Below are 22,316 nucleotides of genomic sequence, written 5' to 3' on the forward strand. Positions count from 1 at the left end.
GGGAAATGAATTGAATGGACCGCCCGATGAGCCGAAACCTGCTTTACCCAATCCTGGGCGTGCTGCTGATCGCGGTCGGCGCGCTGGGCTACTGGGCCTATGAGCGGCAGAACCGCAGCGGTGTGGACATCACCGTGGGCGGCCGCGGCATCAGTGTCGAAACGCGCTGAGGGAGGTAGGTCAACATGCTCGGAACAGTCCTGATCATCGTGCTCATCCTGGTGCTGCTGGGCGGCGTCAGCGGGCGCTTCGGCGGCTATGGCTACGGCTTCGGCCATGGCGGCATGGGCCTGCTCGGCACCGTGCTGGTCATCGTGCTGATCCTGCTGGTGCTCGGCCGCATCTGACCGCGGCCCGCCCCGGGCTGGGGCACCGGTTGCATCCCGGGTTGGCTTAGCAGCGTTTTGCGGCGATATGTTCCCCCAAGGGTCGCGAATGGCCCAGCGGAGGAAATGCTGCCATGACCATGATGTCCCGTCGTATTGCGCTCGGCCTGCCCCTGATGGCGCTGGCCGCGCCGACCCTGGTCCGGCCCGCCTTTGGGCAGGCGGCCTGGCCGTCGCGGCCGATCCGGCTTGTGGTGCCCTATGCGCCGGGCGGCACGACAGACGTGATGGCGCGCCTGGTGGCGGAGCAGATCGGCCAGCGCCTGGGCCAGCCGGTGATCGTCGAAAACCGCCCCGGTGCCGGCGCCACTATTGGCGCCGGCATGGTGGCGCAGGCGGAACCGGATGGGCTGACCCTGCTGATGTCCAACAGCGGGTCGCATGGTGTCTCTCCCAGCCTCTACCCTAACCTGTCCTATGACCCGATGCGGGACTTCACCCATGTGGCGCTGGTGGTGACCAGCCCCTCCGTCCTGGTGGTGACCAAGGGGCATCCGGCACAGGACATGGCGCAGTTCATCGCCCATGTCCGCCGCGCCGGGGAAATCGATTTCGCCGTCTCCGGCGTCGGCAGTTCCAGCCACCTGACCGGGGTGCGCCTGGGCCTGGCGCTCGGCGTCCGGGTGCTCGCGGTGCCCTATCGCGGCGCCGGCCCGGCGATGACGGACACCATCGCCGGCGTGGTGCCCGCGATGATGGACAGCCTGCCCTCCGCCGCCCAGCACATCAACAGCGGCAGCGTGCGCGCCCTGGCGGTGTCTTCCGCCACGCGGTCCAACCGGTTCCCGAACCTGCCGACGCTCAAGGAAAGCGGCGTGGATGTGGTGAACTCGGCCTGGTTCGGCATTTCCGGCCCGGCCGGCCTGCCGGCCCCAATCGTGGCGCGCCTGGCCGCCGTGATCCGCGAATCCCTCGCGCAGCCCGCCATGATCACGCGCTTCGAGGACCTGACCGGCGCGCCGCCGCCGGAGAGCACGCCGGAAAGCTACACCGCATTCGTGCGCTCCGAGATCGCCGGCTTCGCGCCCATCGTGCGGGCCGCCGGCATCAACCCGCAATAGGCGGGTCGTCCTCCACCCCCGCCGCGAAGACCTCCGCCACCGCCAGCCGGCGCCGCGAGAGATGCTGCGTGTGGGACCAGCGGCAGATCGCCTCCAGCTCCGCCCGGTTGGCGGCGATGCCGTAGGTCCAGGGGTCGGGGCCGAGCAGGGCCTTGGTGGCCGCCCATTGCTCCGGATGGAAGGGCAGCATCTGGGTCAGGGAGGAATGGCGGAGGTCAGCCTCGATATCCGCCAGCGCCAGCCGCTTGGCCTCCGCGAAGGCGGCGGTCAGGCGCGGGGCCAGGGTGGGGTCCTGGGCCAGGATGTCCTGGCGGATTCCCATCAGATGCATGATCGGGTGGAAGCCGGTGCGGCGGTGATAGGCGATGGCGGCCGCACGCGGGTCCGGGAACAGCCGTGCCACACGCGGGTCCCCGGCGGCGAAGGCGGCGGGCTCGGTGGGCGACAGGATGGCGTCGATCTCGCCGGCCAGCAGCGCGTCGTTCAGCGTGCCGGGGATGGGCTGCACATCCATTTCCGGCGGCAGCTCCAGGCGCAGCCTCTCCTTGCGACCGGCCTGGTTGGTGCCGGCGGTGCGCCAGGCGATGCCGTTCACATCCACGCCGTGCTCATCCGCCAGGATGCCGCGCAGCCATAGCCCCAGCGTCATCTGGTATTCCGGAATGCCGACGCGCCGACCCTCCAGGTCCTTCGCCGTGCTGATGCCCGCGCCGGTGCGCAGATAGATGCAGCCATGCCGGAAGGCGCGGGAAACGAAGGCCGGAATCGCCGCGTAGGCCGCTTCCCCGCGCGAGACCTGCAACAGGTGGGAGGACAGCGACAGCTCTGTCACGTCGAATTCCGCGCGGGTGAAGGCGCGCGGAAAGCTCTGCTCCGAATGGATCGGCACCTGCACCAGGCGGATGCCCGGGATCTGCACGCGCCCATCGAACAGGGCGCGCACGCGGTCATAGGGCGCGCAGGCGACCGTCAGCGTCAGCAAGCGCTCAATCCGCGCGGATGCGTGCGCGGGCGATCAGCACGCGGAAACGCTCCAGCTCACTGGCGATCAGCGTGCGGAAGGCCTCCGGCGTGCGCGGGGCGGCATCGGCGCCTTCCGTCACCAGCCGCGCCTTGAGGTCGGCATCGCCCAGCAGGCCGTTCACCGCGGCGTTGATGCGGGCCACCACCTCCGGCGGCGTCGCGGCCGGGGCGACCAGGCCGTGCCACTGCACCACCTCGAAGCCCGGCAGCGCATCGGCCCCTATGGCGGGGATGCCGGGCAGCGCGTCGGACGGTGTGAGCGCGCTCATCCCCAGGGCCAGCAGGCGGCCATCGCGGATCGAGGGCAGCACCACCGGCGCGCCGGCGAAGCTGGCCTTCAACCGCCCGGCCATCAGATCCGCCAGCATCGGGCCGTTGCCGCGATAGGGCACATGCAACAGCTCGATCCCCGCCGCATCGCAGAAGGCGGCCATGGTGATGTGCGAAGCCGCGCCATTGCCGGCGCTGCCATATTCCAGGCTGCCGGGATTGGCCTTGGCCAGCGCGATGAACTCGGCTGCCGTGCGCGCCTGGACCGAGGGATGGATGGTCAGGATGGAGGGCAGGGTGGCGACCAGCGCCACCGGCGCGAAGTCCCGCAGCACGTCATAGGGGTTGTTCGGATAGATCCAGGGATTCACCGCCAGCGTGCCGACATGGCCCCACATCAGCGTGTGGCCATCCGCCGGGGCGCGCACGACGGCGGTGGCGCCAACCGTGCCGCCCGCACCGCCGCGATTCTCCACCACCACCGGGTGCCCGCCCAGCGCCTGCTGCAGCTTCAGCGCCACCGGCCGCGCCAGCAGATCGTTCGACCCACCGGGCGGGAAGGGCACCACGATGGTGATCGGCCGCGACGGCCAGGGCGCCTGGGCCAGGGCCGGGCTGGCGAGCGAGGACAGGCCCAGCAGGCTGCTGGCGCGGAGGAGGGTGCGGCGTGCGGGCATGGGGAGGACTCCGGGAGGTTCTCAGCACCATTGCGTGTTGCGCATGATTGCGGAAGGCGGCATCCCGCATCGTGGAAGCCTTGCCGATTGCTGCAACCAGCCCGCGAATGATTTCCAGCCGGCCCGGAGCTGCGTTAGGCTGCCGCATCCTGCTGGAGAAAGCCGATGACCAAGATGCGGATCGAGGGTTCCTTCGTCGCCCTGATCACCCCCTTCAACGCCGATGGCAGCGTCGATTTCGGCGGCTTCCGCACGCTGATCGACTGGCAGGCGGAGAACGGCACCTCCGCCGTGCTGATCATGGGCTCGACCGGCGAGGTCTCCATGCTGACGCCGGAGGAACGGCGGGAGATCGTCGAGAAGACCGCCAAGATGAAAACCGGCGGCATGAAGATGTTCTACGGCTGCACCGGCACCAGCACGGCGGCGACCATCGCCTACCTGAAGCATGCGAAGGCCGCCGGCGCCGATGGCGCGATCCTGGCCGCGCCCGCCTATATCTGCGCGCCGGAGGAGGACATCGAGGCCTTCTTCGCCGAATGCGCGGATGCGGTGGAACTGCCGATCGGCATCTATAACAACCCGCCGCGGGTGAAGTCCGATCTGCATTGGGACCATCTGCTGCGGCTGATGAAGCACCCGAACATCGTCGTGCTGAAGGAAAGCACCACGCGGGTCGGCCAGGTGGCGCAGGTGTGCGCGGCGCAGCCGGATGCGACCATCATGTGCTGCGACAGCCCCAATCTCGGCCTGGTGGTGCCCACCATGTCGCTCGGCGGGCATGGCACGGCGAATATGACGGGCAATATCGACCCGGCGGGCATGGCGCTGCTTTCGACCCCCTGGGCCGATCCGGCGCAGTCGGTGGTGTTCCGGGAAACCTATCTCCGCCTGCTGCCGCTGCTGCACTTCACCTATTCGGCAATCAACCCGGTGGCGGTGAAGTCACTGATGCAGGCAGTGGGGCTGCCGGCGGGCGATCTGCGGCGGCCGCTGTCCGGGCTGAAGCCGGACCATCTGGCGCGTGGCCTGGCGATCGTGCGCAACCTTGGCCTCGATGCGCGTTATGGCTGGACGACCGCCCCCGGCCTGCCGATGGCGGCGGAGTAACGCGCGACCCGGGGGCGATGCATGGCGCAGGAGCGGTCGGCCCAGGAACTCTACCGCGACGATCCGCAGCGCGCCGATGCCGAGGTGTTCGGCCGGCGCGGGGAGCTTGAAGGGGCATCCTTGCAGGCGATGCAGGCGGCGGTGGGCGCGTCCATCCCGGCCGCCGCGACAATGCAGGCGGGCACGCTGCCGGCGGCCTTCGCCCGCCCCGGCGCGCTGCCGCTGCTGACCATGCCCGGCAAGGCGGCACTGCTGCTGCATGATGAACGCCCACTCTGCGCCGAAACGCCGGAGGTGTTGCTGGATGAGGCGGTGACCTCCGCGCCGGCCATGTTCATCCGCAACAATGGCGGCATCCCGCCGGAGGTGGCGGAACCGCTTGCCTGGCGCTTCACCGTGGAGGGGAAGGTGCAGGCGCCGCTGTCCCTGACGGTGGGCGATTTGCAGTCCCGCTTCCCGGTGGTGACACGCCAGTTGCAACTGGAATGCGGCGGCAATGGCCGCGCCTTCCACCAGCCGGCGGCGCGCGGCAACCCTTGGGGCAATGGCGCCATCAGCAATGGCGAATGGACCGGTGTGCGGCTGCGGGATGTGCTGCTGGCCGCAGGCCTCAGGCCCACGGCGCGCTTCACCGGGCATTACGGCGCCGACCCGCATCTGTCCGGCGAGGCGGGGCAGGTCTCCATCGCGCGCGGCATGCGGATCGAGAAGGCGCTGGATGAGGATACGCTGCTCGCCTTCGGGCTGAATGGTGCGCCCTTGCCGCATCTGCATGGCGCACCGCTGCGACTGGTGGTGCCGGGCTGGCCGGGCAGCCTCAGCCAGAAATGGCTGACCCGCATCTCGGTGCGCGACGTGCCGCATGATGGGCCGGGCATGGGCGGCACAAGCTATCGCGTGCCGCTGCATCCGGTGATTCCGGGCAGCGCGCAGGATGGGCGGGATTTCGTGGAGCTGGAGAGCATGCCGGTGCGCTCCATCCTGACCAGCCACGCGCATGGCATGCATCTGCCGGCTGGCACGCGGCACCTGGATCTGCGGGGCGCCGCCTGGGCCGGGGATCTTTCGGTGCAGGCCCAGCATGTCAGCCTGGATTTCGGCGCCACCTGGCGGAAGATGGCGCTGTTTCCGGCGGCCAACCGCCACGCCTGGCAGCGCTGGCAGGGCCGCGTGACGGTGCCGGCCGATGGTTATTACGAAATCTGGTACCGTGCGACGGATAGCGCCGGCCGGATGCAGCCGCACCAGGCTGCCAACTGGAACCCGCAGGGCTACGGCGCCAACCCGACCAGCCGTGCCGCGGTGTTCATCGGAAGGGCGCTTGCCGCAGGCGCCTGACGGGGTAATCCTACCTACGGACTATCGCAGATAAGAGGAAACAAGCCATGACACGCAAGACCGAACGGTCCGTGCAGGAACTGTACCAAGACGACCCGGAGCGTGCCGATGCCATGGCCTTCGGCCGCCGTGGCGCGCTGAAGGGCGCCGCACTGGCGGCCATGGGTGGTGCGGTGGGCGCGGCCATTCCCTTCGGCGGCAACATGCCGCCCGGAACGCTGCCCGCCCTGTTCGGCCGCCCCGCCGCGGCGCAGGGCGCCGCAGGTGCTGCCGCCGGGCCGCAGATGATGCGCATCGATGGCAAGGTGGAGATGATTCTTCAGGGCGATCGCCCACTGGTTCTGGAAGCGCCCGAGACGATCCTCGATGACGCCGTCACGCCCAACGATAAGATCTTCGTGCGCAACAACGGGCAGCTTCCGCCCGTGGCCGAGAATCCGGACGCCTGGAAGGTGAAGATCGACGGCGAGGTGAATTCGCCGCTCGAACTCAGCGTGGCCGAGTTGCGGGGCCGTTTCGACAACGTGACGCGCCAGCTCCAGATGGAGTGCGGCGGCAATGGCCGGGCCACCTTCGTACCGCAGACGCGCGGCAACCAGTGGGGCAATGGCGCCATTTGCAACGCGTCCTGGACCGGCGTGCGCCTGCGCGACGTGCTGCGCGCCGCCGGCGTGAAGGACGGCGCGAAGCACACCGGCCATTTCGGCGCGGACCCACACCTCTCCGGCGCGCAGGACCGCCAGGCGATCAGCCGCGGCATGCCCGTCGAGAAGGCGATGGACGAGAACACGCTCATCGTCTTCGCGGTGAATGGCGGACCCATCCCGCACATCAACGGCGCGCCGGTTCGCCTGCTGGTGCCGGGCTGGCCGGGCAGCCTCAGCCAGAAGTGGCTGACCCGCGTGACCCTGCTGAACGAGCCGCATCGCGGCCAGGGCATGGGCGGCACCAGCTATCGCGTGCCGGTGACGCCCATCGTGCCGGGCAGCAGCAATGACGGCTCCGGTTTCCGCGACATGACCAGCATGCCGGTGCGCTCCATCCTGTCCTCGCACGCGCATGGCACGCGGCTGTCGGCGGGCACGCGCAACCTCGACCTGCGCGGCGCCGCCTGGGCCGGCGACCAGACGGTGCGCGCGATGCACGCCAGCGTGGATTTCGGCGCGACCTGGACGGAGATGCAGGTGGCAGCCCCCGCCAATCGCTACGCCTGGCAGCGCTGGCAGGGCCGCGTGGTGCTGCCCTCCGACGGCTATTATGAAGTGTGGTACCGCGCGACCGATAGCGAGGGGCGGATGCAGCCCCACGCCCCGGCCAACTGGAACCCACAGGGCTATGGCGCCAACGCCATCGGCCGCGCCGCTGTCCTGGTGGGCTGATGCGCAAGACGCTTGCGTTCCTGCTGCTGCTGGGTGGGGGCGTGGCCCTCACCCAGGCGCCCGCCCTGCCCGCCGCCTGGGCGCAATCCACCAGCCTGGATGAAGCGACGCAGCCGGCGGAGGAGCCTTCCGTCCTTCCGGCGGGCGATGGCCAGGAGGAGGTGTTCTACGCCTGCACCGCCTGCCACAGCACCGCGATCATCCGCCGCAGCCGCTTCAGCCGCGAGCGCTGGGACGAGTTGATGACCTGGATGACCGAGGTGCACGGCATGAACCCGCTGGAAGGCGAGGAGCGCACGCTGATCGTGACGTACCTCGCGCAGCATTACGGGCCGGCCCAGGCCCCCGCGCGGGGGCGCAACCCCTTCCTGAATTAGCTCAGCGTTTCGCGCCGCCATGCCCCACCGCGGGGCCGGGCGGTGCGGCGCCGGGGTCCTTCGGCGTCTCGGCCGGTTTTTGGGCCGGGCCGTGCACGGCCGGGCCGACCGGGGCGGGGCCGGGGTCCGGCTTGCCTTCGCTGTCGCTCGTGGAGGCTCCGCCGCCGCGTTCCTGGGTGCTCATCGGGGTGTTTCCTTCGCATTCGATCCGCTTCCAACGCTCCGACGGGCCGCCGGTTTTCCGGGGTACCTTCTCTGGGGCACCGTTGACGCGCGGCCGCTGCGGCGGCACGAACCCGAAACCCATCGAGGAACCCGACCATGGCCGATGCCTTCATCTGCGACGCCGCCCGCACCGCCATCGGCCGCTACGCCGGCGCGCTGAAGGATGTGCGCCCCGACGACCTTGGCGCCGTGCCGATCAAGGCGCTGATGGCGCGCAATCCGGGCCTCGACTGGGCGGCGGTGGAGGATGTGATCTTCGGCTGCGCCAACCAGGCGGGCGAGGACAACCGCAATGTCGCGCGCATGTCCGCGCTGCTGGCCGGCCTGCCCGAGTCCATTCCCGGCGCCACGGTGAACCGCCTGTGCGGCTCCGGCATGGATGCCGTCGGCATCGCCGCCCGCGCCATCAAGGCGGGCGAGGCGGAACTGATGCTGGCCGGCGGTGTCGAGAGCATGACCCGCGCGCCCTTCGTCATGGGCAAGTCGTCCGAGGCCTTCGGCCGCACTGCGGAGGTCTATGACACCACCATCGGCTGGCGCTTCGTGAACCCGAAGATGAAGGCTGGCTTCGGCACCGATTCCATGCCGGAGACGGCGGAGAACGTCGCGCAGGATTTCCAGGTCTCGCGCGCCGATCAGGATGCCTTCGCCTACCGGTCGCAGCAGCGCGCCGGCCGCGCCCAGTCCTCGGGCCGCTTCGCGCAGGAGATCGTGCCGGTCTCCATCGCGCGGCGGAAGGGTGACCCGATCATCGTCGACCAGGACGAGCATCTGCGCCCCGACACGACGATGGAGGCGCTGGCCAAGCTCGGCACGCCGTTCCGCAAGGACGGCGGCAGCGTCACCGCTGGCAATGCCTCCGGCGTCAATGACGGCGCCTGCGCCATCCTGGTTGCGAGCGCGGAGGCGGCGCGGAAGCATGGCCTGACGCCGCGCGCCCGCGTGGTGGCGGCCGCCACGGCCGGCGTCGCGCCGCGCATCATGGGCTTCGGCCCGGCGCCGGCGGTGAAGCGCGTGCTGGCCAAGGCCGGACTCAGCCTGTCCGACATGGCGGTGATCGAACTGAACGAGGCCTTTGCCGCGCAGGCGCTGGCCGTCACGCGCGACCTCGGCTTGCCGGATGATGCGGCGCATGTGAACCCGAATGGTGGCGCCATCGCACTCGGCCATCCGCTCGGCATGTCCGGCGCGCGGCTGGTGCAGACGGCGGTGCAGGAGTTGCACAACCGGGGCGAGCGTTATGCGCTGGTCACCATGTGCATCGGCGTCGGCCAGGGCATCGCCATGGTGCTCGAACGCGTCTGAATCGTGTTGCCCCAGCGCGCTTGACGCGCGACGTGCCCCAGCGCGCTTGATGCGCGACGGGCCGCCGCGCGGCCCGTTCACCCGGCTTCCCGGCGGCCGCGTTCGAATGTTAAACATCCTTCCTCATCAGGTGGGGAGCCGGGATGTTTTTGCACCTGGGGGATATCGTCGTGCATGCCGTGGTGGAGGGTCCCACCGAGGCACCACCCCTGCTGATGCTGCATTCCATCGGCACGACGATGCAGGTCTTCGAGCCGCAGGTCACGATGCTGGCGCGCACCCATCGGGTGATCCGCATGGACATGCGCGGCCATGGCCTGTCCGGTGTGACCGATGGCGATTACTCGATGGAACTGCACGCTTCGGACGCGCTGGCGCTGCTGGATGCGCTGGGGGTGCAGCAGGCGCATGTGCTCGGCATGTCCATCGGCGGGCGCATCGCCATGCAACTGGCAGCCATGGCGCCGGATCGCGTGCTGTCGCTGATGCTGATGGACACCGCGCTGGAATTCCCGCCGCCGCAGGCCTGGCAGGACCGCATCGATGCGGTGCGGGAGGTCGGCACCGAGGCACTGGTGGATGTGGTGATGCCGCGCTGGGTGGTGGACCCGTCCCTTGCATCCTCCCAGGGTCTGCGCCGGATGCTGCTGCAGACGGATCGCCGCGGCTATGCCGGTTCCGCCGCGGCGCTGCGTGATGCCCGTGCCGCGCAGGTCGCCGGGCGCATCGCCTGTCCGACCACGGTGATGGTCGGCGACCGGGACATCGCCACGCCGCCCGAATTGGCGAAGGAGGTGCAGGCCGCGATCCCCGGCAGCCGCTATGTCGAGATCAGCGAGGCCGGCCATCTGCCGACCCTGGAACGCGCCGACCAGGCGACCGCCGCCATCCTGGAGCATTTCGCAACGCTGGCCCCCGCCGCGGGTCACGACGCCGGCATGGCCATCCGCAAATCGGTGCTGGGGGAGGCGCATGTGGCGCGCGCCGGCAGCAACGTCACGTCACTCGACGCGCCGTTCCAGGACTGGATTACTGCCAATGTCTGGGGCGGCATCTGGACCCGCCCGGGGCTGACGCGCCACACCCGCAGCCTGCTCTGCATCGGCATGATGGCTGCGCTCGCCCGGCACGAGGAATTGGAACTGCACCTTCGCGCCACCCGCAACACCGGCGTGACGCCGGAGGAAGTGGGTGAGGTTTTGTTGCAGGTCGGCGCCTATGCGGGCGTGCCGACGGCGAATGCCGCGCTTAAGATCGCCAAGGCCGTCCTCAAGGAAGAATAGGCAAATGCCAGATCCCACCGCCTTCCGCCGCCCGGACCCGGCGACGCAGCCGCCCTACGACGCGCCCGCCTATGGCAGCACGCATAAGCGCCACCCGAAGCAGAATTTGGTGGTGGTGCCGCATACGCTGACCGAGACGAGCGGCCCGCGCTTCGACCCGGCGCATTACCCGCCGCAGGTGGACATGTCCCAGCTCGGCGGCCGGGCGGCGATGGGCGAGTGCATCATCGTCGCTGGCCGCGTGACGGATGAGGATGGCCGGCCGCTGCGCGGCGCGATGGTGGAGGTGTGGCAGGCCAATTCTTCCGGCCGCTACCACCACCCGCGCGACCAGCATGACGCGCCGCTGGATCCGAACTTCGAGGGACGGGCGCGGCTGTTCACGGATGTGGAGGGCAACTACAGCTTCACCAGCATCAAGCCCGGCGCCTATCCCTGGCGGAACCACGCCAATGCCTGGCGGCCGATCCATATCCATTTCGGTCTGCATGGCGCGGGCTTCGCGCAGCGCATGATCACCCAGATGTATTTCCCCGGCGACCCGCTGCTGCCGCTGGACCCGGTGTTCAACTGCACGGCGGATGCGGCGGCGCGCAACCGGCTGGTCTCGAGCTTCGACCTGGATATCACCCAGCCGGAATGGGCGCTGGGCTACCGCTTCGACATCGTGCTGCGCGGCCCGGCCGCCACCCCCTTCGAGAACGCGCCATGACCTACACACCGGCCACGGCGAGCCAGACCGCCGGCCCCTACTGGCACATGATCGATTTTCCCGAGTGGGCCGACCTTCTGCGCGCTGGCGGGCCGAATGACGGTGTGCAAGGCGATCGCATCACACTGACGGGCCGCATCACCGATGGCGATGGCGCCCCCTGCGTCGATGCGCTGGTCGAGATCTGGCAGGCTGGGCCGGATGGAAGCTACGACACCGGCTTCCACGGCTTCGGCCGCTGCGCCAGCAACGAGGATGGCGTCTTCCGCTTCACCACGCTGAAGCCGGGCCCCGTGCCGGGCCTCGGCAATGCGACGCAGGCGCCGCATATCGTGGTGACCATCTTCGCCCGCGGCCTGATGAAGCACGTCGTCACGCGCGCCTACTTTGCTGGGGAGGTGCTGAACGCGGCCGATTCGGTGCTGAACCTCGTCGATCCCGCGCGGCGATCCACGCTGGTGGCGCAGCCGGAAGGCGAGGGCACCTGGCGGCTTGATATCTGCCTGCAAGGCGCGGATGAGACGGTGTTCCTCGACGTATGAGTGTTGCCCCTGGTGATGGCCCCGTCTTCGGCGCGGTCTTTGGCAGCTATGCGATGCGCGCCATCATGGGGGAACGCGCCTTCCTCCAGCGCATGCTGGATGTGGAGGCGGCGCTGGCCCGCGCGCAGGCGCGGCTCGGCCTGATCCCGGCGGAGGCCGCCACCGCCATCACCGCCGCCGCGCGGGTCGAGATGCTGGATATCCCGGCGTTGGCGGCCGCCACCCGCAACACCGGCTTCGCCGTGGTCGGGCTGGTGAAGCAGCTTTCGGCTGCCGCCGGGCCGGAAGCCGGGCGCTGGACCCATTGGGGCACCACCACCCAGGACATTACCGACAGCGCCTTCGTCCTGCAGATGCGCGATGCCTTCGCGCTGATCGAAGGCGATCTGGACCGGCTGATCGCGGCGCTGGCGCTTCTGGCGCAGGCGCATCGCGGCACCGTCATGGCCGGGCGCACCCATGCGCAGCAGGCGCTGCCCATCACCTTCGGGCACAAGGTGGCGCTGTGGCTGGACCCGTTGATCACCATGCGGGACCGCCTGGCCCAGGCGCGGCCGCGCATGCTGCGGCTGCAATTCGGCGGTGCCGCCGGGACGCTGGCCTCGCTGGGTGAAGACGGGCTGGCGGTGCAGCGTGAATTGGCGGCGGAACTGGACCTCATCGTCCCGGCCATCCCCTGGCATGTCGCCCGCGACGGCATGGCGGAGGCCGCCTGCTGGCTCGCCATGCTCACCGGCTGCCTGGCGAAGATGGCGACGGACATCATGCTGCTGATGCAATCCGAGGTCGCGGAAGCCTCGGAGCCTTCGGCACCCGGCCGTGGCGGCAGTTCGGCGATGCCCCAGAAACGCAACCCGATCGCCTGCGAATACGTCATCGCCCAGGCCCGAAGCGCGCAGACCCTGGTGCCGCAGGTGCTGGGCGCCATGGCGCATGAGCATGAGCGCGGTGCCGGCGGGCAGCAGGTGGAGCAATTGGCCCTGCCGCAGATCTTCCTCTACGCGCATGGCGCGCTGGACCAGGCGCTGCTGCTGGGGGAGGGGCTGGTGGTGGATGCCGCCCGGATGCGCCGCAACCTGGAGGACTCGCGCGGACTGATCGTGGCGGAGGCGGTGATGATGGGCCTGGCGCCGCTGCTCGGCCGCAACCCGGCGCATGATGTGGTGCACCACGCCTGCGACGTGGCGATGGCGGAGGGGGTGACGCTGGATGCGGCGCTGGCCCGCGATGCGCGCGTCACCGCGCATCTGGACGCGGCCGGCATCGCCCGGTTGACCGACCCGGCCAACTACCTCGGCGCCGCGCCGGCCTTCATCGATCGGGTGCTGGCCCGGCTGTCCTGATTACCGCAGCAGCTCCCCGATCGCCTCCGCCGCCCGCGCCACGGTGAAGGGCTTGGCCAGGAAGGGCGCGCCCGGCAGGCCGCGACCAGGCTCCGCCGCGCGAAAGCGGCCGGAGGCGTAGAGCACCGGCAGCGTGGGCCGAAGCTGCCGCGCCGCATGCGACAGGTCGAAGCCATCCGCGCCCGGCAGGTTGATGTCGGTCAGCAGCACGTCGATATCGGGCCGGCGGGCCAGCAGGCCCAGCGCGGCCTCGGCATCCTCCGCCTCCAGCACCAGAAAGCCGGCATCGGTCAGACCCTCGACCAGGGTCATCCGAACCAGCGGGTCATCTTCGACCAGCAGCAATGTCTGCGGCCCCGACTGCATGTGATCCATCCTCCAACGCGGAGGCTAACCACACGGCGGAGGGAAATAGGTTACTCGCAGGCGGCACGACTGCGTGAGTTGCCCTGAACACACCATGCTGTGTCCTGACTGTGGCTTTGTCCTGACTGGGCCGGCAGAAGGCGCGGCGGCGATTTCGCAGCGCACGATACCCTTGCCTACCCGGCCCGACACGCCATACAGGGCAATATGCCTCCCAAAGACATCGCCATCATCGGCGCCGGCGTCGCCGGCCTCGCCTGTGCCAAGACCCTCGCCGCCTATGACGTCCGTCTGCGGCTGTTCGACAAGGGCCGCAGCCCTGGGGGGCGGATGACGACGCGGCGGGTCGAGGCGGGCGGCCATGTGCTGAACTTCGACCATGGCGCGCAATACCTGACCGCCCATGGCGCCGCCTTCGCCGCCGTGCTGGACGCGGCGAATGCCCAGGAATGGCCCGATGCCGGGCGCCGCGTCGGCGTGCCGCGCATGTCCTCCGTGCCCCGCGCGCTGGCGGAGGGGATGGATATCGACCTGATGCGCCATGTCAGCGCCATCACCGGCGAGCCCGGCGCCTGGCATGTGCACCATCTGGATGCGCGGCTGATCCGCCCCGGCCGGCCCTTCCCCACCCAGGCGCCGGAAGTGGAGGGCCCGTTCGATGCGGTGATCCTGGCGCTGCCGGCACCCCAGGCCCAGGCGCTGCTCGAAGGCCCGGCGCCGCATCTGGCCGCGGTGCTTCAGTCCGTGCGGTTCGAGCCCTGCTGGGCGCTGATGCTGGCCTTCCCCGAACGCCTGCCGCTGCCGGATACCATCCGCCTGCACCATGGGCCGATCGGCTGGGCGGCGCGCGACAGTTCGAAACCCGGCCGCGATGCCAGCCTGGAGCTCTGGGTGGTGCAGGCCGGTCCGGCGTGGTCGCGGGAGAATCTGGAACTGACGGCGGAGGACGCGGGGGCCAGGCTGCTCGAGGCCTTCGCCGGGCTGGCGGCGGAACAGGCCCCCGGCACCGTCCTGCCCGCGCCCTTCTACCAATCCGCGCATCGCTGGCGCTACGCGCTGGTGGAAGCGCCGCTCGGCGCGCCCTGCCTGTGGGATGCCTCTCTGGGCCTGGGCGCCGCGGGCGACTGGTGCATCGGGGCGCGGGCCGAGGCGGCGGTGGACAGCGCCGGCGCCCTGGTCGCCGCGATCCGGAGCACATGACCGAGGCACGCGACCTGGAGGCGACGCTGGCGGAGGCGTTCCGGCTGATCTCGCGCGGGGTCGCCGATCGCCGCCACCCCTTCCACACGCCAACCCTGGCCACCCTGGCCGCCGATGGCGCGCCATCGGCCCGCACCGTGGTGTTGCGCGGCTTCGATGCAGCCACGCGCCAGCTTCGCATCCACACCGACCGGCGCGCCGCCAAAGTGGCGGAGCTGGCCGCGCAACCGCGCGCCAGCCTGCATATGTACGACCATGGCGGCGCCGTGCAGCTTCGCCTGTCCTGCGTGGCGACGCTGCATGCCGATGACGCGGTGGCCGATGCCGCCTGGTGCGCCAGCCGCGATTTCAGCCGCATGTGCTACGCGGTCCAACCCGCCCCCGGCACGCCCTGCGCGACCCCACCGCCGGCGCCGGTCGATGCCGAGGCGGGGCGGCCGAATTTCTGCGCGGTGTTGCTGCGGATCGACCGGCTGGAATGGCTGCATCTGGCCGCATCCGGGCACCGGCGGGCGCGCTTTGCCTGGCAGGGGCCGGGGCAGGGCGGTCCCGAGGCCGACTGGCTGGTGCCGTGACACTCGGACCCTCCTGCATCCGCAGGATTTTGGCTGGCTCGCGATCCGCCCTAATCTCACACGGCACCAGGCCGCGGCCCGCACGGCTTCGCCCATCAGCTAGGCACCCATGATCGCCACCGAGACCATTACCGACGAAATCCTCCGCCAGACCGCCTTGCGCGGGGTGGAGAAAAGCATCTGTCCCAGCGAGGTGGCGCGTGCCCTGGCGCCGGAGGAGGAGGCCTGGCGGCGGCTGATGGGGCCGATCCGCGCCGCCGCCATCCGCCTGGCCCGCGCCGGGCGGATTGAGGTGCTGCGCAAGGGCAAGCCGGTCAGCACCGACAGCGCAATCCGCGGCGTGATCCGCCTGCGCGCGGCCGCCAACCCACCCGCGGCAGCAAGCATCGACACAGCACCGGGCACCGACAAAGCACCGGGCAACGAAACGGACGAAACGGCATGAGCCAGGCAGCGATGATGCGGGGCCGCGGCACCGCCGGCCTGCCGCCGGCCGCACCGCTGGATTTCAGCCGCCTGGTGCTGCCCGGCTCGCCCAATGCGTGCCTGCTGGCACCGCCGGCCATGACGACCCAGCCGCATATCGCCCAGCCCTTGCTGCCGGTCTCGCCGGAAGCCGCCTGGGCGGCGCTGCGGATGCTGGGGGAGGCGGAGGCGCGCTGCTGGAAGATGGCGGAGTGGCCGGAGAAGCGGCAGCTGCAATGGGTGGTGCGCACGCGCTTCGCCAATTTCCCGGATCTGGTGAATGGCCAGGTGGTACCGCTGGTCGGTGGCTCCGGCGTCTTCCTGTATTCGCGCAGTCTGCTCGGCTATTACGATTTCGGGGTGAACCGCCGCCGCATTGCCGCCTGGCGCGCCCGGCTGGATGAAGCGCTGCGCGCCCGCTGACCTTCCTGGATACCGCCACCCATGCGCCGCCTCGGCTCGTTCCTGCGTGATGCCTGGGCGCTGACCCGCCCCTACTGGACCAGTGAGGAAAAGGGCCGCGCCCGGCTGCTGCTGGCGGCGGTGGTGGTGCTGAACCTGTCGCTGGTCGGCATGACGGTGGTGCTGACCTACTGGCAGCGCGCCTTCTACAACGCGCTGGAAGCGAAGGACGCCGGCACCTTCTGGTCGCTGATCTTCCTGGGTGGGGAGGCAGAGGGGACCTGGTTTCCCGGCTTCGCCGTGCTGGCGGCCGCCTATATCCTGATCGCGGTCTATCAGCTTTACCTCAAGCAGGCCTTGCAGATCCGCTGGCGGCGCTGGCTGACCGGGCGCTACCTGGATGAATGGCTGGCCGAGCGCGCCTATTACCGCATCGCCCTGACCGACCCCCAGACGGATAACCCGGACCAGCGCGTGGCCGATGATCTGCGGTTGTTCGTGGATGACACGCTGACACTCGGCCTCGGGCTGATGTCGAGCGTGGTGACGCTGTTCTCCTTCATCTTCGTGCTGTGGTCGCTGTCGGGTCCGCTGGAGGTCTTCGGCGTTTCGATCCCCGGTTACATGGTGTGGGTAGCGATCATCTATTCCGTGGTTGGCACCTGGCTGGCGCATCTGATCGGCCGGCCGCTGATCCGGCTGAACTTCCTGCAGCAACGCGTGGAGGCGGATTTCCGCTACGCCCTGGTGCGGCTGCGCGACAATGTGGAAGGCGTGGCGCTGCATAATGGGGAGGCGGATGAGAAGCGCGGCCTGCTGGCGCGCTTCCATGCGCTGACCACGAATTGGTGGGCGATCATGACCGCGACCAAGCGGCTGACCTTCTTCACCGCGGGCTATTCGCAGGTGGCCAGCATCTTCCCCATCGTGGTCGCGGCGCCGGCCTATTTCGCCGGCACCATCCCGCTCGGCGGGCTGATCCAGACCGGCAGCGCCTTTGGCCAGGTGCAGGGAGCGCTTTCGTGGTTTGTGGAAAGCTATGCGCGGCTGACCGAATGGCGGGCGACGGTGGAACGCCTGACCGGCTTCCAGCTTGCCATCGCCATCGCGCGCGCCACCACCACCGGGCCGCAGCCGGTGGCGGGGGATGGCCAGGCAGTGACGATGGCGGGTGTCACGCTCAGCCTGCCGGATGGGCGGGTGCTGGTGCAGGACGCGGCCTTGCGGCTGGAGAAGGGGGAGGCGGTGCTGATCTCCGGCGCCTCCGGCAGTGGGAAGTCCACGCTGTTCCGGGCGCTGGCGGGCATTTGGCCCTTCGGCGCCGGGGAGGTGCATATGCCGGCCGGTACGCGCGCGCTGTTCCTGCCGCAGCGGCCCTATCTGCCGCTCGGCACGCTGCGCCGCGCCGTCTGCTACCCGCTGGATGCGGCGGGTGTGCCGGATGCGGCGGTGCGCGCGGCGCTGGAGGATGTGGGCTTGGCGCGGTTGCTGGACCGGCTGGATGTGGAGGATGTCTGGGACCGGCGGCTTTCGGGTGGCGAACAGCAGCGCCTGGCCTTCGCCCGCGCCTTGCTGGTCAAGCCCGACTTCCTGTTCCTGGACGAGGCCACCGCCAGCCTGGACCCGGCGGCGGAGGCGGCGATGTACCGGCTGGTGACGGAAAAGCTACCGGAGGCGGGCATCCTGTCCATCGCGCATCGCCCGGCGGTGGCGGCGTTCCATGGCAGGGCGCTGGTGGTGGCGGAGGGGCGGCTGGGGGCGGCTTGAGGCGCCTCAACTCAGCGCATTGACCAGCCACAGGCTGAGCGCCGGAAACGCCACCAGCAGGCCGAGGCGCACCAGGTCCATCGCCAGGAAGGGCATGACACCGGCATAGATCCGCGCCATCGGCACGTCCTTCGCCAGGCCGGAGACAACGAAGACGTTCAGCCCGATCGGTGGCGCGGTCAGCCCGATGCCGACCACCACCAGCACCAATATGCCGAACCAGATCGCGGTCTCCTCCGTCGTCAGGCCGAAATCCAGCGCGGTGATGACGGGGAAGAACACCGGCAGGGTCAGCAGCATCATCGCCAGCTCATCCATCACCGCGCCGAGCACGATGTAGCAGAGCAGCAGGATGCCGAGCACCGCATAGGGCGGGTAGTTTTGGTCCGAAATCCACATCCCCAGCAGGTCCGGCGCCTGCGTCAGCGCCAGGAACGCATTGAAGATTTCCGCGCCGAGCAAAATCGCAAAGATCATCGCGGTGGTCTCGGCGGTGGCGAAAAGGCTTTCGCGAATCTGGCGCGGATGCAGCGTGCCGCGCAGCACGCCGACCGCCAGGGTGCCGATGCAGCCGATGGCGGCACTCTCGGTGGGCGTGAAGACGCCGCCATAGATGCCGCCCACCACCACCACGGCGATCAGCAGAACCGGAATCACGTTGAGGAAGGCGCGGCGGCGTTCATGGGCGCTCGGCGCCTCGCCCGGCGGGCCGAGCGCCGGCCGGAAGCGCACCATCAGCGCAATCGCCAGCACATACAGCGCCATCGCCAGCAGGCCCGGGATCAGCGCCGCCATGAACAGCTTGGCGATGTTCTGCTCCGTGCTGATCGCATAGATCACCAGGATGACGCTGGGCGGGATCAGGATGCCGAGCGTGCCGCCCACCGCGATGGTGCCGGTGGCGAAGCCGGGGTCGTAGCCGTAGCGCCGCAACTCCGGCAGCGCCGCGCGGGCGAAGGTGGCGGTGGTGGCGACGGAACTGCCGCAGACTGCGCCGAAGCAGCCGCAGGCACCGATCACGCCCATCGCCATGCCGCCCGGCTTGCGGCCGATCAGCGCATTGGCCGCCGCGAAAAGGTCTCGCGCCAGCCCGCCGCGCTCCGCCAGCGCCCCCATCAGGATGAACAGTGGAATGACCGACAGCGTGTAGTTGGCAAACAGGTGGTAGGGCGTGGTCTTCAGGTAGTTGCCGAGCGCGGTCCAATCCAGGATGTGGACATAGCCGCCCATGCCCACCAGCAGCATGGCGAGCCCGACCGGCGCGCGCAGCGCGATCAGCGCCAGCAGCACGCCGAAGCCGGTCAGCGCAAGGGCGAATTCCGGTGCCATCAGAAGCGCCCGCGGACGAAGCGCAGCGCCCAGGCCAGCGCCGCAAGCCCTGTCATGGCGAAGGCCAGCGCGCCGATGGCGACCGCCCACCAATAGGGCAGGGCCAGCAGCCCGATGGTCCGCATGCCGTTGTTCAGCGTCTCGACCGCGCCGAGGCTCATGCGTTCGGCCAGCCACAGCGTCACCGCCGCCCAGACCAGCATCCAGAACCCATCCACCACGCCAGCCACACGGCGCGGCAGCCAATTTGAGAAAGTGTCCACCAGGATGTTGGCGCGCATCAGCGTGCCATAGGCGAGGAAGCCAAACACGCCGACACCGCTGGCGATGGAGACGATCTCGAAATCGCCGCGGATCGGCTGGCTGGTGAGCCATCGCAGGATGACGCTGATGGTGGTGACCAGCGCCGCCACCAGCAGGGAGACGCCGCCCAGGAAGGCCAGTGCCCGGGCGGCGAAGCCGATGGCGCCGCCCGGCGCCGCGTTATCCCGCATCAGCCGGCGCTCCTGCTTTCGGCCGGCCCGGAATAAATCAGGCGCCGTGCTTGGCGATCAGGCCACGCGCATCGGCCAGCAGCGCCGCGCCGTCGAAGCCGCGTTCGCGCGAGCCGGCAATCCAGTTGTCAACCACCGGGCGCGTCGCCTCGATCCAGCGCTGCTTCTCCTCGGCCGAGAGCTGCACGATGGTGTTCTGGCGCCGGCGTTCCACCTGGGCGCGCACGACGGGGCCCTGTTCGTCCCAGGGCTTGGCGGCCATCTCGGCGGCGGCCATGCCGGAATTGGCGTCCAGCACCGTCTTCAGCTCGGCCGGCAGCGCGGCGTATTTCGCCTTGTTCATCGCGAGGATGAAGCTGGCGGTATAGAAGGTGGGCGTGCCGAGAATCTCGGTATGGTTGCTCACCAGTTCCTGCAGCCGGATCGAGGGCACCACCTCCCACGGCACCACGGCGCCGTCGATCACGCGCTGGGACAGGGCCTCCGGCACCTGGGGGATTGGCAAGCCGATCGGCGCGGCGCCGAGGGCGCGCAGCGCCTCTCCGGCCTGGCGGGTCGGGAAGCGCAGCTTCAGGCCGCGCATATCCTCCAGCCGGTTGACCGGGCGGTTGGCGTGGATGACGCCGCCATCATGCGCCCAGACGACGATGGGGTGCACATCGGCGAATTCCTCACGCATATGCGTCTGGTAGAATTCCTGGCAGGCGAGCGCATTCGGCCTGGCGCGGGGATCCGCCACGAAGGGTAGCTCGAACACCTCGATCCGCGGGAAGCGGCCGGGGGTGTTGCCGGGCAGGGTCCAGACGATGTCCACCACGCCGTCCCGCGCCTGGTCGAACAATTGTGGCGGGGCGCCGCCCAACTGCATCGAGGGGAAGATCTGCACCCGCAGCTTGCCCTCCGACTCCGCCTGGATCTTCTGTGCCCAGGGCATCAGGAAATGCCGGTGCACATTGGCGACCGGCGGCAGGAAATGGTGCAGACGGAGCGTCATCTCCTGCGCCTGGGCGCTGCGCACCAGGGCGGGCGCGGCGAGCGCGGAGGCCCCGAGCAGAAGGAGTTTGCGGCGTTGGACGATCATCGATGCAGGCCCCCCGTTTCCATCCGTGCTGCGAGGTCGCGCCGGACGATTGCCGGCAGTGTGGCCTGCCACGCCGGGTTCAAGCAAGGCGCAGCGCAGCGGCCTTGGCGCTGACCGCGGCGGCATCGTCGCCGGGGCGGTAGATGGCGCTGCCGATGCCAAATCCGGCGGCGCCGGCCGCGCGCCAGGCCGGGATGTTGCCGGCATCGATGCCGCCCACCGGCAGCACCCGCGTGCCCTTCGGCAGCACCGCGAGCAGCGCCTTCAGCATGGCGGGGGACCCGGCCTCGGCCGGGAACAGCTTCAGCCCATCCGCGCCCGCCTTGAGCAGCGCAAAGGCCTCGCCGGGGGTGAAGAAGCCGGGGATGCAGATCATGCCCTCCGCCTTCGCGGCGCGGACCACGGCGGGGTCGGCATGCGGGGTCACGATCAGGCGGCCGCCGACGGCGGCGATGCGCGCGCAATCGGCCGGGTCCGTCACGGTGCCGGCGCCGATCAGCGCATCCTCGCCGAATCGGTTGGCCAGGATGCGGATGCTCTCCAGCGGCTCCGGCGAATTCAGCGGCACTTCCAGCACCGCGATGCCGGCGGCGACCAACGCCTCCCCGATTCCGCTTGCCTCCTCCGGCTTGATGCCGCGCAGGATGGCGACCAGCGGGCAGGCCGTGAGCCAGTCATTCAGACCCATTGCAGGCTCCTGCCGATATGCCGCAGCCCGGCCGCGACAAGATCCGGATCGTGCCGGGTCACTGTGATGCCGCTCTGCGCCAGCGCCGCGGCATACAGCCCGGCCAGGCCGGCGGCACCGGCCAGATGCACATGCGTCACGCCCTGCGCCGCGGCCGCGATCTCATGGCCGATCAGCAGGCCGGAGAGGAAGCTGCGGGTTTCCGCCTGCGCCAGCCCGCCCATCAGGTGCAGGCTGCGGGCGCCGAACAGATGGTGCAGCAGGCCGCCGGGCTGGCGGGCGCGGGCGACGCCCCGGGCGAAGGCCTCCGGCACATCGGGGCCATCGGTGCTGGTCCGCGCCAGGATGGTGTGCTGCGACAGGGCGGCAAAGGTCTCGCCCGTCATGTGCGTGACGAAGCCGGTGACGCGCCCGCCTTCCAGCTTTGCCCATTTGCTGTGCGTGCCGGGCAGGCAGGCCAGCCCCGTGCCGATGGTCTCGGCCAGCGCCACCAGCTTGGTCTCCTCGCCGCGCATCACATCCGGGATGCCAGCGGCATCCTCCGTGGTCAGGCCGGGCACCAGGCGGATCTCGGCGCCGTCGAAGGGAATGCGGATGGTGGCGGCGGCGATCTCCGCCGGGCCGGCGGGGCAGCGGAGATAGGGTGCCTCGACCCAGCCCTGGCGGCTGCCGACCATGCCGCAGAGAAGGATGCGGGTCTCGCCCGCTTCCAGCCAGGGGCCAATGGCTTCACGCAGCGCCGCGGGAAAACCGCCCTCGGCCACGGTCAGGATGCCGCCGGGCCGATCGATTCGCGCCAATGGTTCGCCCGCGGCGCCGATCCGGTAGGCGCGCAGGCTGGTTGTGCCCCAATCGACGCCGATCATCCGCCGTTCCGTATTCCGTCCCACCCCTGTCCTGCGCCCGGGGCCGGGCGCA

General features: G+C 70.0%; 26 protein-coding genes. 17 read left to right on the forward strand and 9 right to left on the reverse strand.

What is annotated here, in order from left to right; translation table 11 throughout:
- The first annotated feature begins 26 nt into the window (after positions 1–26).
- The 3 genes from ACFHNC_RS04775 (at position 27) to ACFHNC_RS04785 (ending at position 1,447) form a co-directional block, all read left to right on the forward strand.
- Positions 27–170, forward strand: a complete 144-nt coding sequence (locus ACFHNC_RS04775) for a hypothetical protein (RefSeq protein WP_437168075.1) — start codon at positions 27–29, stop codon at positions 168–170.
- A gap of 15 nt (positions 171–185) precedes the next feature.
- Positions 186–347 carry a DUF3309 family protein gene (locus tag ACFHNC_RS04780; RefSeq protein WP_437168076.1) on the forward strand — a complete coding sequence of 54 codons (162 nt, stop codon included), beginning with the start codon at positions 186–188 and terminating at the stop codon, positions 345–347.
- A gap of 113 nt (positions 348–460) precedes the next feature.
- Positions 461–1,447 carry a Bug family tripartite tricarboxylate transporter substrate binding protein gene (locus ACFHNC_RS04785; protein WP_437168077.1) on the forward strand — a complete coding sequence of 329 codons (987 nt, stop codon included), beginning with the start codon at positions 461–463 and terminating at the stop codon, positions 1,445–1,447.
- On the opposite strand, the gene ACFHNC_RS04790 is transcribed toward ACFHNC_RS04785, so the two are convergent.
- On the reverse strand, positions 1,434–2,429 hold the full coding sequence (locus tag ACFHNC_RS04790) for an ABC transporter substrate-binding protein (protein ID WP_437168078.1): 996 nt from the start codon (positions 2,427–2,429) through the stop codon (positions 1,434–1,436). The two genes, ACFHNC_RS04785 and ACFHNC_RS04790, sit on opposite strands and share 14 nt — an antisense overlap.
- Positions 2,430–2,433: 4 nt before the next feature.
- Positions 2,434–3,417, reverse strand: a complete 984-nt coding sequence (locus tag ACFHNC_RS04795; protein ID WP_437168079.1) for a Bug family tripartite tricarboxylate transporter substrate binding protein — start codon at positions 3,415–3,417, stop codon at positions 2,434–2,436.
- Between the two features lie 165 nt (positions 3,418–3,582).
- Between ACFHNC_RS04795 and ACFHNC_RS04800 the strand changes: the two genes are divergently transcribed.
- From ACFHNC_RS04800 to ACFHNC_RS04815, 4 genes are read left to right on the forward strand one after another with little or no spacing between them, the layout of a single operon-like run.
- A complete protein-coding gene (locus ACFHNC_RS04800; RefSeq protein WP_437168080.1) occupies positions 3,583–4,527 on the forward strand; it encodes a 4-hydroxy-tetrahydrodipicolinate synthase family protein in 945 nt (314 codons plus the stop codon).
- 21 nt (positions 4,528–4,548) lie between these two features.
- Positions 4,549–5,865: a sulfite oxidase gene (locus ACFHNC_RS04805; protein ID WP_437168081.1), complete on the forward strand. Its 1,317-nt coding sequence runs from the start codon at positions 4,549–4,551 to the stop codon at positions 5,863–5,865.
- Positions 5,866–5,912: 47 nt separating this feature from the next.
- On the forward strand, positions 5,913–7,244 hold the full coding sequence (locus tag ACFHNC_RS04810; protein ID WP_437168082.1) for a sulfite oxidase: 1,332 nt from the start codon (positions 5,913–5,915) through the stop codon (positions 7,242–7,244).
- Positions 7,244–7,621, forward strand: coding sequence for a hypothetical protein (locus ACFHNC_RS04815; RefSeq protein ID WP_437168083.1), 378 nt, complete (start codon positions 7,244–7,246; stop codon positions 7,619–7,621). The genes ACFHNC_RS04810 and ACFHNC_RS04815 overlap by 1 nt, the downstream gene beginning before the upstream one ends.
- 1 nt (position 7,622) lies before the next feature.
- On the opposite strand, the gene ACFHNC_RS04820 is transcribed toward ACFHNC_RS04815, so the two are convergent.
- Positions 7,623–7,805: a hypothetical protein gene (locus ACFHNC_RS04820; RefSeq protein ID WP_437168084.1), complete on the reverse strand. Its 183-nt coding sequence runs from the start codon at positions 7,803–7,805 to the stop codon at positions 7,623–7,625.
- 137 nt (positions 7,806–7,942) lie between these two features.
- Between ACFHNC_RS04820 and pcaF the strand changes: the two genes are divergently transcribed.
- The 5 genes from pcaF (at position 7,943) to pcaB (ending at position 13,031) form a co-directional block, all read left to right on the forward strand.
- Positions 7,943–9,151: a 3-oxoadipyl-CoA thiolase gene (pcaF, locus tag ACFHNC_RS04825; protein ID WP_437168085.1), complete on the forward strand. Its 1,209-nt coding sequence runs from the start codon at positions 7,943–7,945 to the stop codon at positions 9,149–9,151.
- Positions 9,152–9,294: 143 nt separating this feature from the next.
- Positions 9,295–10,434 (forward strand): bifunctional 3-oxoadipate enol-lactonase/4-carboxymuconolactone decarboxylase PcaDC, encoded by a 1,140-nt coding sequence (gene pcaDC / locus ACFHNC_RS04830; RefSeq protein WP_437168086.1) that lies wholly within the window; start codon positions 9,295–9,297, stop codon positions 10,432–10,434.
- Between the two features lie 4 nt (positions 10,435–10,438).
- Entirely contained in the window at positions 10,439–11,146 is a 708-nt protein-coding gene (pcaH, locus tag ACFHNC_RS04835; RefSeq protein ID WP_437168087.1) for a protocatechuate 3,4-dioxygenase subunit beta, read from the forward strand.
- The gene (gene pcaG / locus ACFHNC_RS04840; protein ID WP_437168088.1) at positions 11,143–11,688 is read left to right on the forward strand and encodes a protocatechuate 3,4-dioxygenase subunit alpha; all 546 of its coding nucleotides are present in this window, start codon (positions 11,143–11,145) and stop codon (positions 11,686–11,688) included. The genes pcaH and pcaG overlap by 4 nt, the downstream gene beginning before the upstream one ends.
- Positions 11,685–13,031, forward strand: coding sequence for a 3-carboxy-cis,cis-muconate cycloisomerase (pcaB, locus tag ACFHNC_RS04845; protein WP_437168089.1), 1,347 nt, complete (start codon positions 11,685–11,687; stop codon positions 13,029–13,031). The genes pcaG and pcaB overlap by 4 nt, the downstream gene beginning before the upstream one ends.
- On the opposite strand, the gene ACFHNC_RS04850 is transcribed toward pcaB, so the two are convergent.
- A complete protein-coding gene (locus ACFHNC_RS04850; protein WP_437168090.1) occupies positions 13,032–13,397 on the reverse strand; it encodes a response regulator in 366 nt (121 codons plus the stop codon).
- A gap of 207 nt (positions 13,398–13,604) precedes the next feature.
- On the opposite strand from ACFHNC_RS04850, the gene ACFHNC_RS04855 reads away from it, so the two are divergent.
- The 5 genes from ACFHNC_RS04855 to ACFHNC_RS04875 all read left to right on the forward strand — a co-directional run bounded on the left by ACFHNC_RS04855 (position 13,605) and on the right by ACFHNC_RS04875 (position 17,806).
- Entirely contained in the window at positions 13,605–14,597 is a 993-nt protein-coding gene (locus ACFHNC_RS04855) for an NAD(P)/FAD-dependent oxidoreductase (RefSeq protein ID WP_437168091.1), read from the forward strand.
- Positions 14,594–15,172, forward strand: a complete 579-nt coding sequence (locus ACFHNC_RS04860; RefSeq protein ID WP_437168092.1) for a pyridoxamine 5'-phosphate oxidase family protein — start codon at positions 14,594–14,596, stop codon at positions 15,170–15,172. The genes ACFHNC_RS04855 and ACFHNC_RS04860 overlap by 4 nt, the downstream gene beginning before the upstream one ends.
- A 109-nt stretch (positions 15,173–15,281) precedes the next feature.
- A complete protein-coding gene (locus tag ACFHNC_RS04865; protein WP_437168093.1) occupies positions 15,282–15,617 on the forward strand; it encodes a DUF3253 domain-containing protein in 336 nt (111 codons plus the stop codon).
- Positions 15,614–16,060, forward strand: coding sequence for a DUF1499 domain-containing protein (locus ACFHNC_RS04870; protein WP_437168094.1), 447 nt, complete (start codon positions 15,614–15,616; stop codon positions 16,058–16,060). The genes ACFHNC_RS04865 and ACFHNC_RS04870 overlap by 4 nt, the downstream gene beginning before the upstream one ends.
- A 21-nt stretch (positions 16,061–16,081) precedes the next feature.
- A complete protein-coding gene (locus tag ACFHNC_RS04875) occupies positions 16,082–17,806 on the forward strand; it encodes an ABC transporter ATP-binding protein/permease (RefSeq protein WP_437168095.1) in 1,725 nt (574 codons plus the stop codon).
- A 6-nt stretch (positions 17,807–17,812) separates the two neighbouring features.
- On the opposite strand, the gene ACFHNC_RS04880 is transcribed toward ACFHNC_RS04875, so the two are convergent.
- From ACFHNC_RS04880 to ACFHNC_RS04900, 5 genes are all read right to left on the reverse strand, one after another.
- Positions 17,813–19,135: a TRAP transporter large permease gene (locus tag ACFHNC_RS04880; protein WP_437168096.1), complete on the reverse strand. Its 1,323-nt coding sequence runs from the start codon at positions 19,133–19,135 to the stop codon at positions 17,813–17,815.
- On the reverse strand, positions 19,135–19,629 hold the full coding sequence (locus ACFHNC_RS04885; protein WP_437168097.1) for a TRAP transporter small permease: 495 nt from the start codon (positions 19,627–19,629) through the stop codon (positions 19,135–19,137). Before ACFHNC_RS04885 ends, ACFHNC_RS04880 begins: the two co-directional genes overlap by 1 nt.
- A 37-nt stretch (positions 19,630–19,666) precedes the next feature.
- The gene (locus tag ACFHNC_RS04890; RefSeq protein ID WP_437168098.1) at positions 19,667–20,710 is read right to left on the reverse strand and encodes a TRAP transporter substrate-binding protein; all 1,044 of its coding nucleotides are present in this window, start codon (positions 20,708–20,710) and stop codon (positions 19,667–19,669) included.
- Positions 20,711–20,789: 79 nt separating this feature from the next.
- On the reverse strand, positions 20,790–21,398 hold the full coding sequence (locus ACFHNC_RS04895; RefSeq protein ID WP_437168099.1) for a 2-dehydro-3-deoxy-6-phosphogalactonate aldolase: 609 nt from the start codon (positions 21,396–21,398) through the stop codon (positions 20,790–20,792).
- Positions 21,389–22,264, reverse strand: a complete 876-nt coding sequence (locus tag ACFHNC_RS04900; protein WP_437168100.1) for a 2-dehydro-3-deoxygalactonokinase — start codon at positions 22,262–22,264, stop codon at positions 21,389–21,391. The genes ACFHNC_RS04895 and ACFHNC_RS04900 overlap by 10 nt, the downstream gene beginning before the upstream one ends.
- Between the last annotated feature and the right edge of the window lie 52 nt (positions 22,265–22,316).

Origin of the sequence: Falsiroseomonas sp. E2-1-a4 (assembly GCF_051433165.1) — a bacterium.
Taxonomy (GTDB): domain Bacteria; phylum Pseudomonadota; class Alphaproteobacteria; order Acetobacterales; family Acetobacteraceae; genus Falsiroseomonas.

Excerpts from the sequence above, each read along its gene's own strand:
- ACFHNC_RS04875 (WP_437168095.1), top strand. The coding sequence starts at position 16,082 with ATGCGCCGCCTCGGCTCGTTCCTGCGTGATGCCTGGGCGCTGACCCGC.
- ACFHNC_RS04900 (WP_437168100.1), bottom strand. The coding sequence starts at position 22,264 with ATGATCGGCGTCGATTGGGGCACAACCAGCCTGCGCGCCTACCGGATC.
- ACFHNC_RS04865 (WP_437168093.1), top strand. The coding sequence starts at position 15,282 with ATGATCGCCACCGAGACCATTACCGACGAAATCCTCCGCCAGACCGCC.
- ACFHNC_RS04855 (WP_437168091.1), top strand. The coding sequence starts at position 13,605 with ATGCCTCCCAAAGACATCGCCATCATCGGCGCCGGCGTCGCCGGCCTC.
- ACFHNC_RS04890 (WP_437168098.1), bottom strand. The coding sequence starts at position 20,710 with ATGATCGTCCAACGCCGCAAACTCCTTCTGCTCGGGGCCTCCGCGCTC.
- ACFHNC_RS04870 (WP_437168094.1), top strand. The coding sequence starts at position 15,614 with ATGAGCCAGGCAGCGATGATGCGGGGCCGCGGCACCGCCGGCCTGCCG.
- ACFHNC_RS04885 (WP_437168097.1), bottom strand. The coding sequence starts at position 19,629 with ATGCGGGATAACGCGGCGCCGGGCGGCGCCATCGGCTTCGCCGCCCGG.
- pcaH (WP_437168087.1), top strand. The coding sequence starts at position 10,439 with ATGCCAGATCCCACCGCCTTCCGCCGCCCGGACCCGGCGACGCAGCCG.
- ACFHNC_RS04815 (WP_437168083.1), top strand. The coding sequence starts at position 7,244 with ATGCGCAAGACGCTTGCGTTCCTGCTGCTGCTGGGTGGGGGCGTGGCC.
- pcaG (WP_437168088.1), top strand. The coding sequence starts at position 11,143 with ATGACCTACACACCGGCCACGGCGAGCCAGACCGCCGGCCCCTACTGG.
- ACFHNC_RS04820 (WP_437168084.1), bottom strand. The coding sequence starts at position 7,805 with ATGAGCACCCAGGAACGCGGCGGCGGAGCCTCCACGAGCGACAGCGAA.
- pcaB (WP_437168089.1), top strand. The coding sequence starts at position 11,685 with ATGAGTGTTGCCCCTGGTGATGGCCCCGTCTTCGGCGCGGTCTTTGGC.
- ACFHNC_RS04785 (WP_437168077.1), top strand. The coding sequence starts at position 461 with ATGACCATGATGTCCCGTCGTATTGCGCTCGGCCTGCCCCTGATGGCG.
- ACFHNC_RS04880 (WP_437168096.1), bottom strand. The coding sequence starts at position 19,135 with ATGGCACCGGAATTCGCCCTTGCGCTGACCGGCTTCGGCGTGCTGCTG.
- ACFHNC_RS04810 (WP_437168082.1), top strand. The coding sequence starts at position 5,913 with ATGACACGCAAGACCGAACGGTCCGTGCAGGAACTGTACCAAGACGAC.
- ACFHNC_RS04860 (WP_437168092.1), top strand. The coding sequence starts at position 14,594 with ATGACCGAGGCACGCGACCTGGAGGCGACGCTGGCGGAGGCGTTCCGG.
- ACFHNC_RS04775 (WP_437168075.1), top strand. The coding sequence starts at position 27 with ATGAGCCGAAACCTGCTTTACCCAATCCTGGGCGTGCTGCTGATCGCG.
- ACFHNC_RS04800 (WP_437168080.1), top strand. The coding sequence starts at position 3,583 with ATGACCAAGATGCGGATCGAGGGTTCCTTCGTCGCCCTGATCACCCCC.
- ACFHNC_RS04805 (WP_437168081.1), top strand. The coding sequence starts at position 4,549 with ATGGCGCAGGAGCGGTCGGCCCAGGAACTCTACCGCGACGATCCGCAG.
- ACFHNC_RS04780 (WP_437168076.1), top strand. The coding sequence starts at position 186 with ATGCTCGGAACAGTCCTGATCATCGTGCTCATCCTGGTGCTGCTGGGC.
- ACFHNC_RS04895 (WP_437168099.1), bottom strand. The coding sequence starts at position 21,398 with ATGGGTCTGAATGACTGGCTCACGGCCTGCCCGCTGGTCGCCATCCTG.
- ACFHNC_RS04850 (WP_437168090.1), bottom strand. The coding sequence starts at position 13,397 with ATGCAGTCGGGGCCGCAGACATTGCTGCTGGTCGAAGATGACCCGCTG.
- pcaF (WP_437168085.1), top strand. The coding sequence starts at position 7,943 with ATGGCCGATGCCTTCATCTGCGACGCCGCCCGCACCGCCATCGGCCGC.
- ACFHNC_RS04795 (WP_437168079.1), bottom strand. The coding sequence starts at position 3,417 with ATGCCCGCACGCCGCACCCTCCTCCGCGCCAGCAGCCTGCTGGGCCTG.
- pcaDC (WP_437168086.1), top strand. The coding sequence starts at position 9,295 with ATGTTTTTGCACCTGGGGGATATCGTCGTGCATGCCGTGGTGGAGGGT.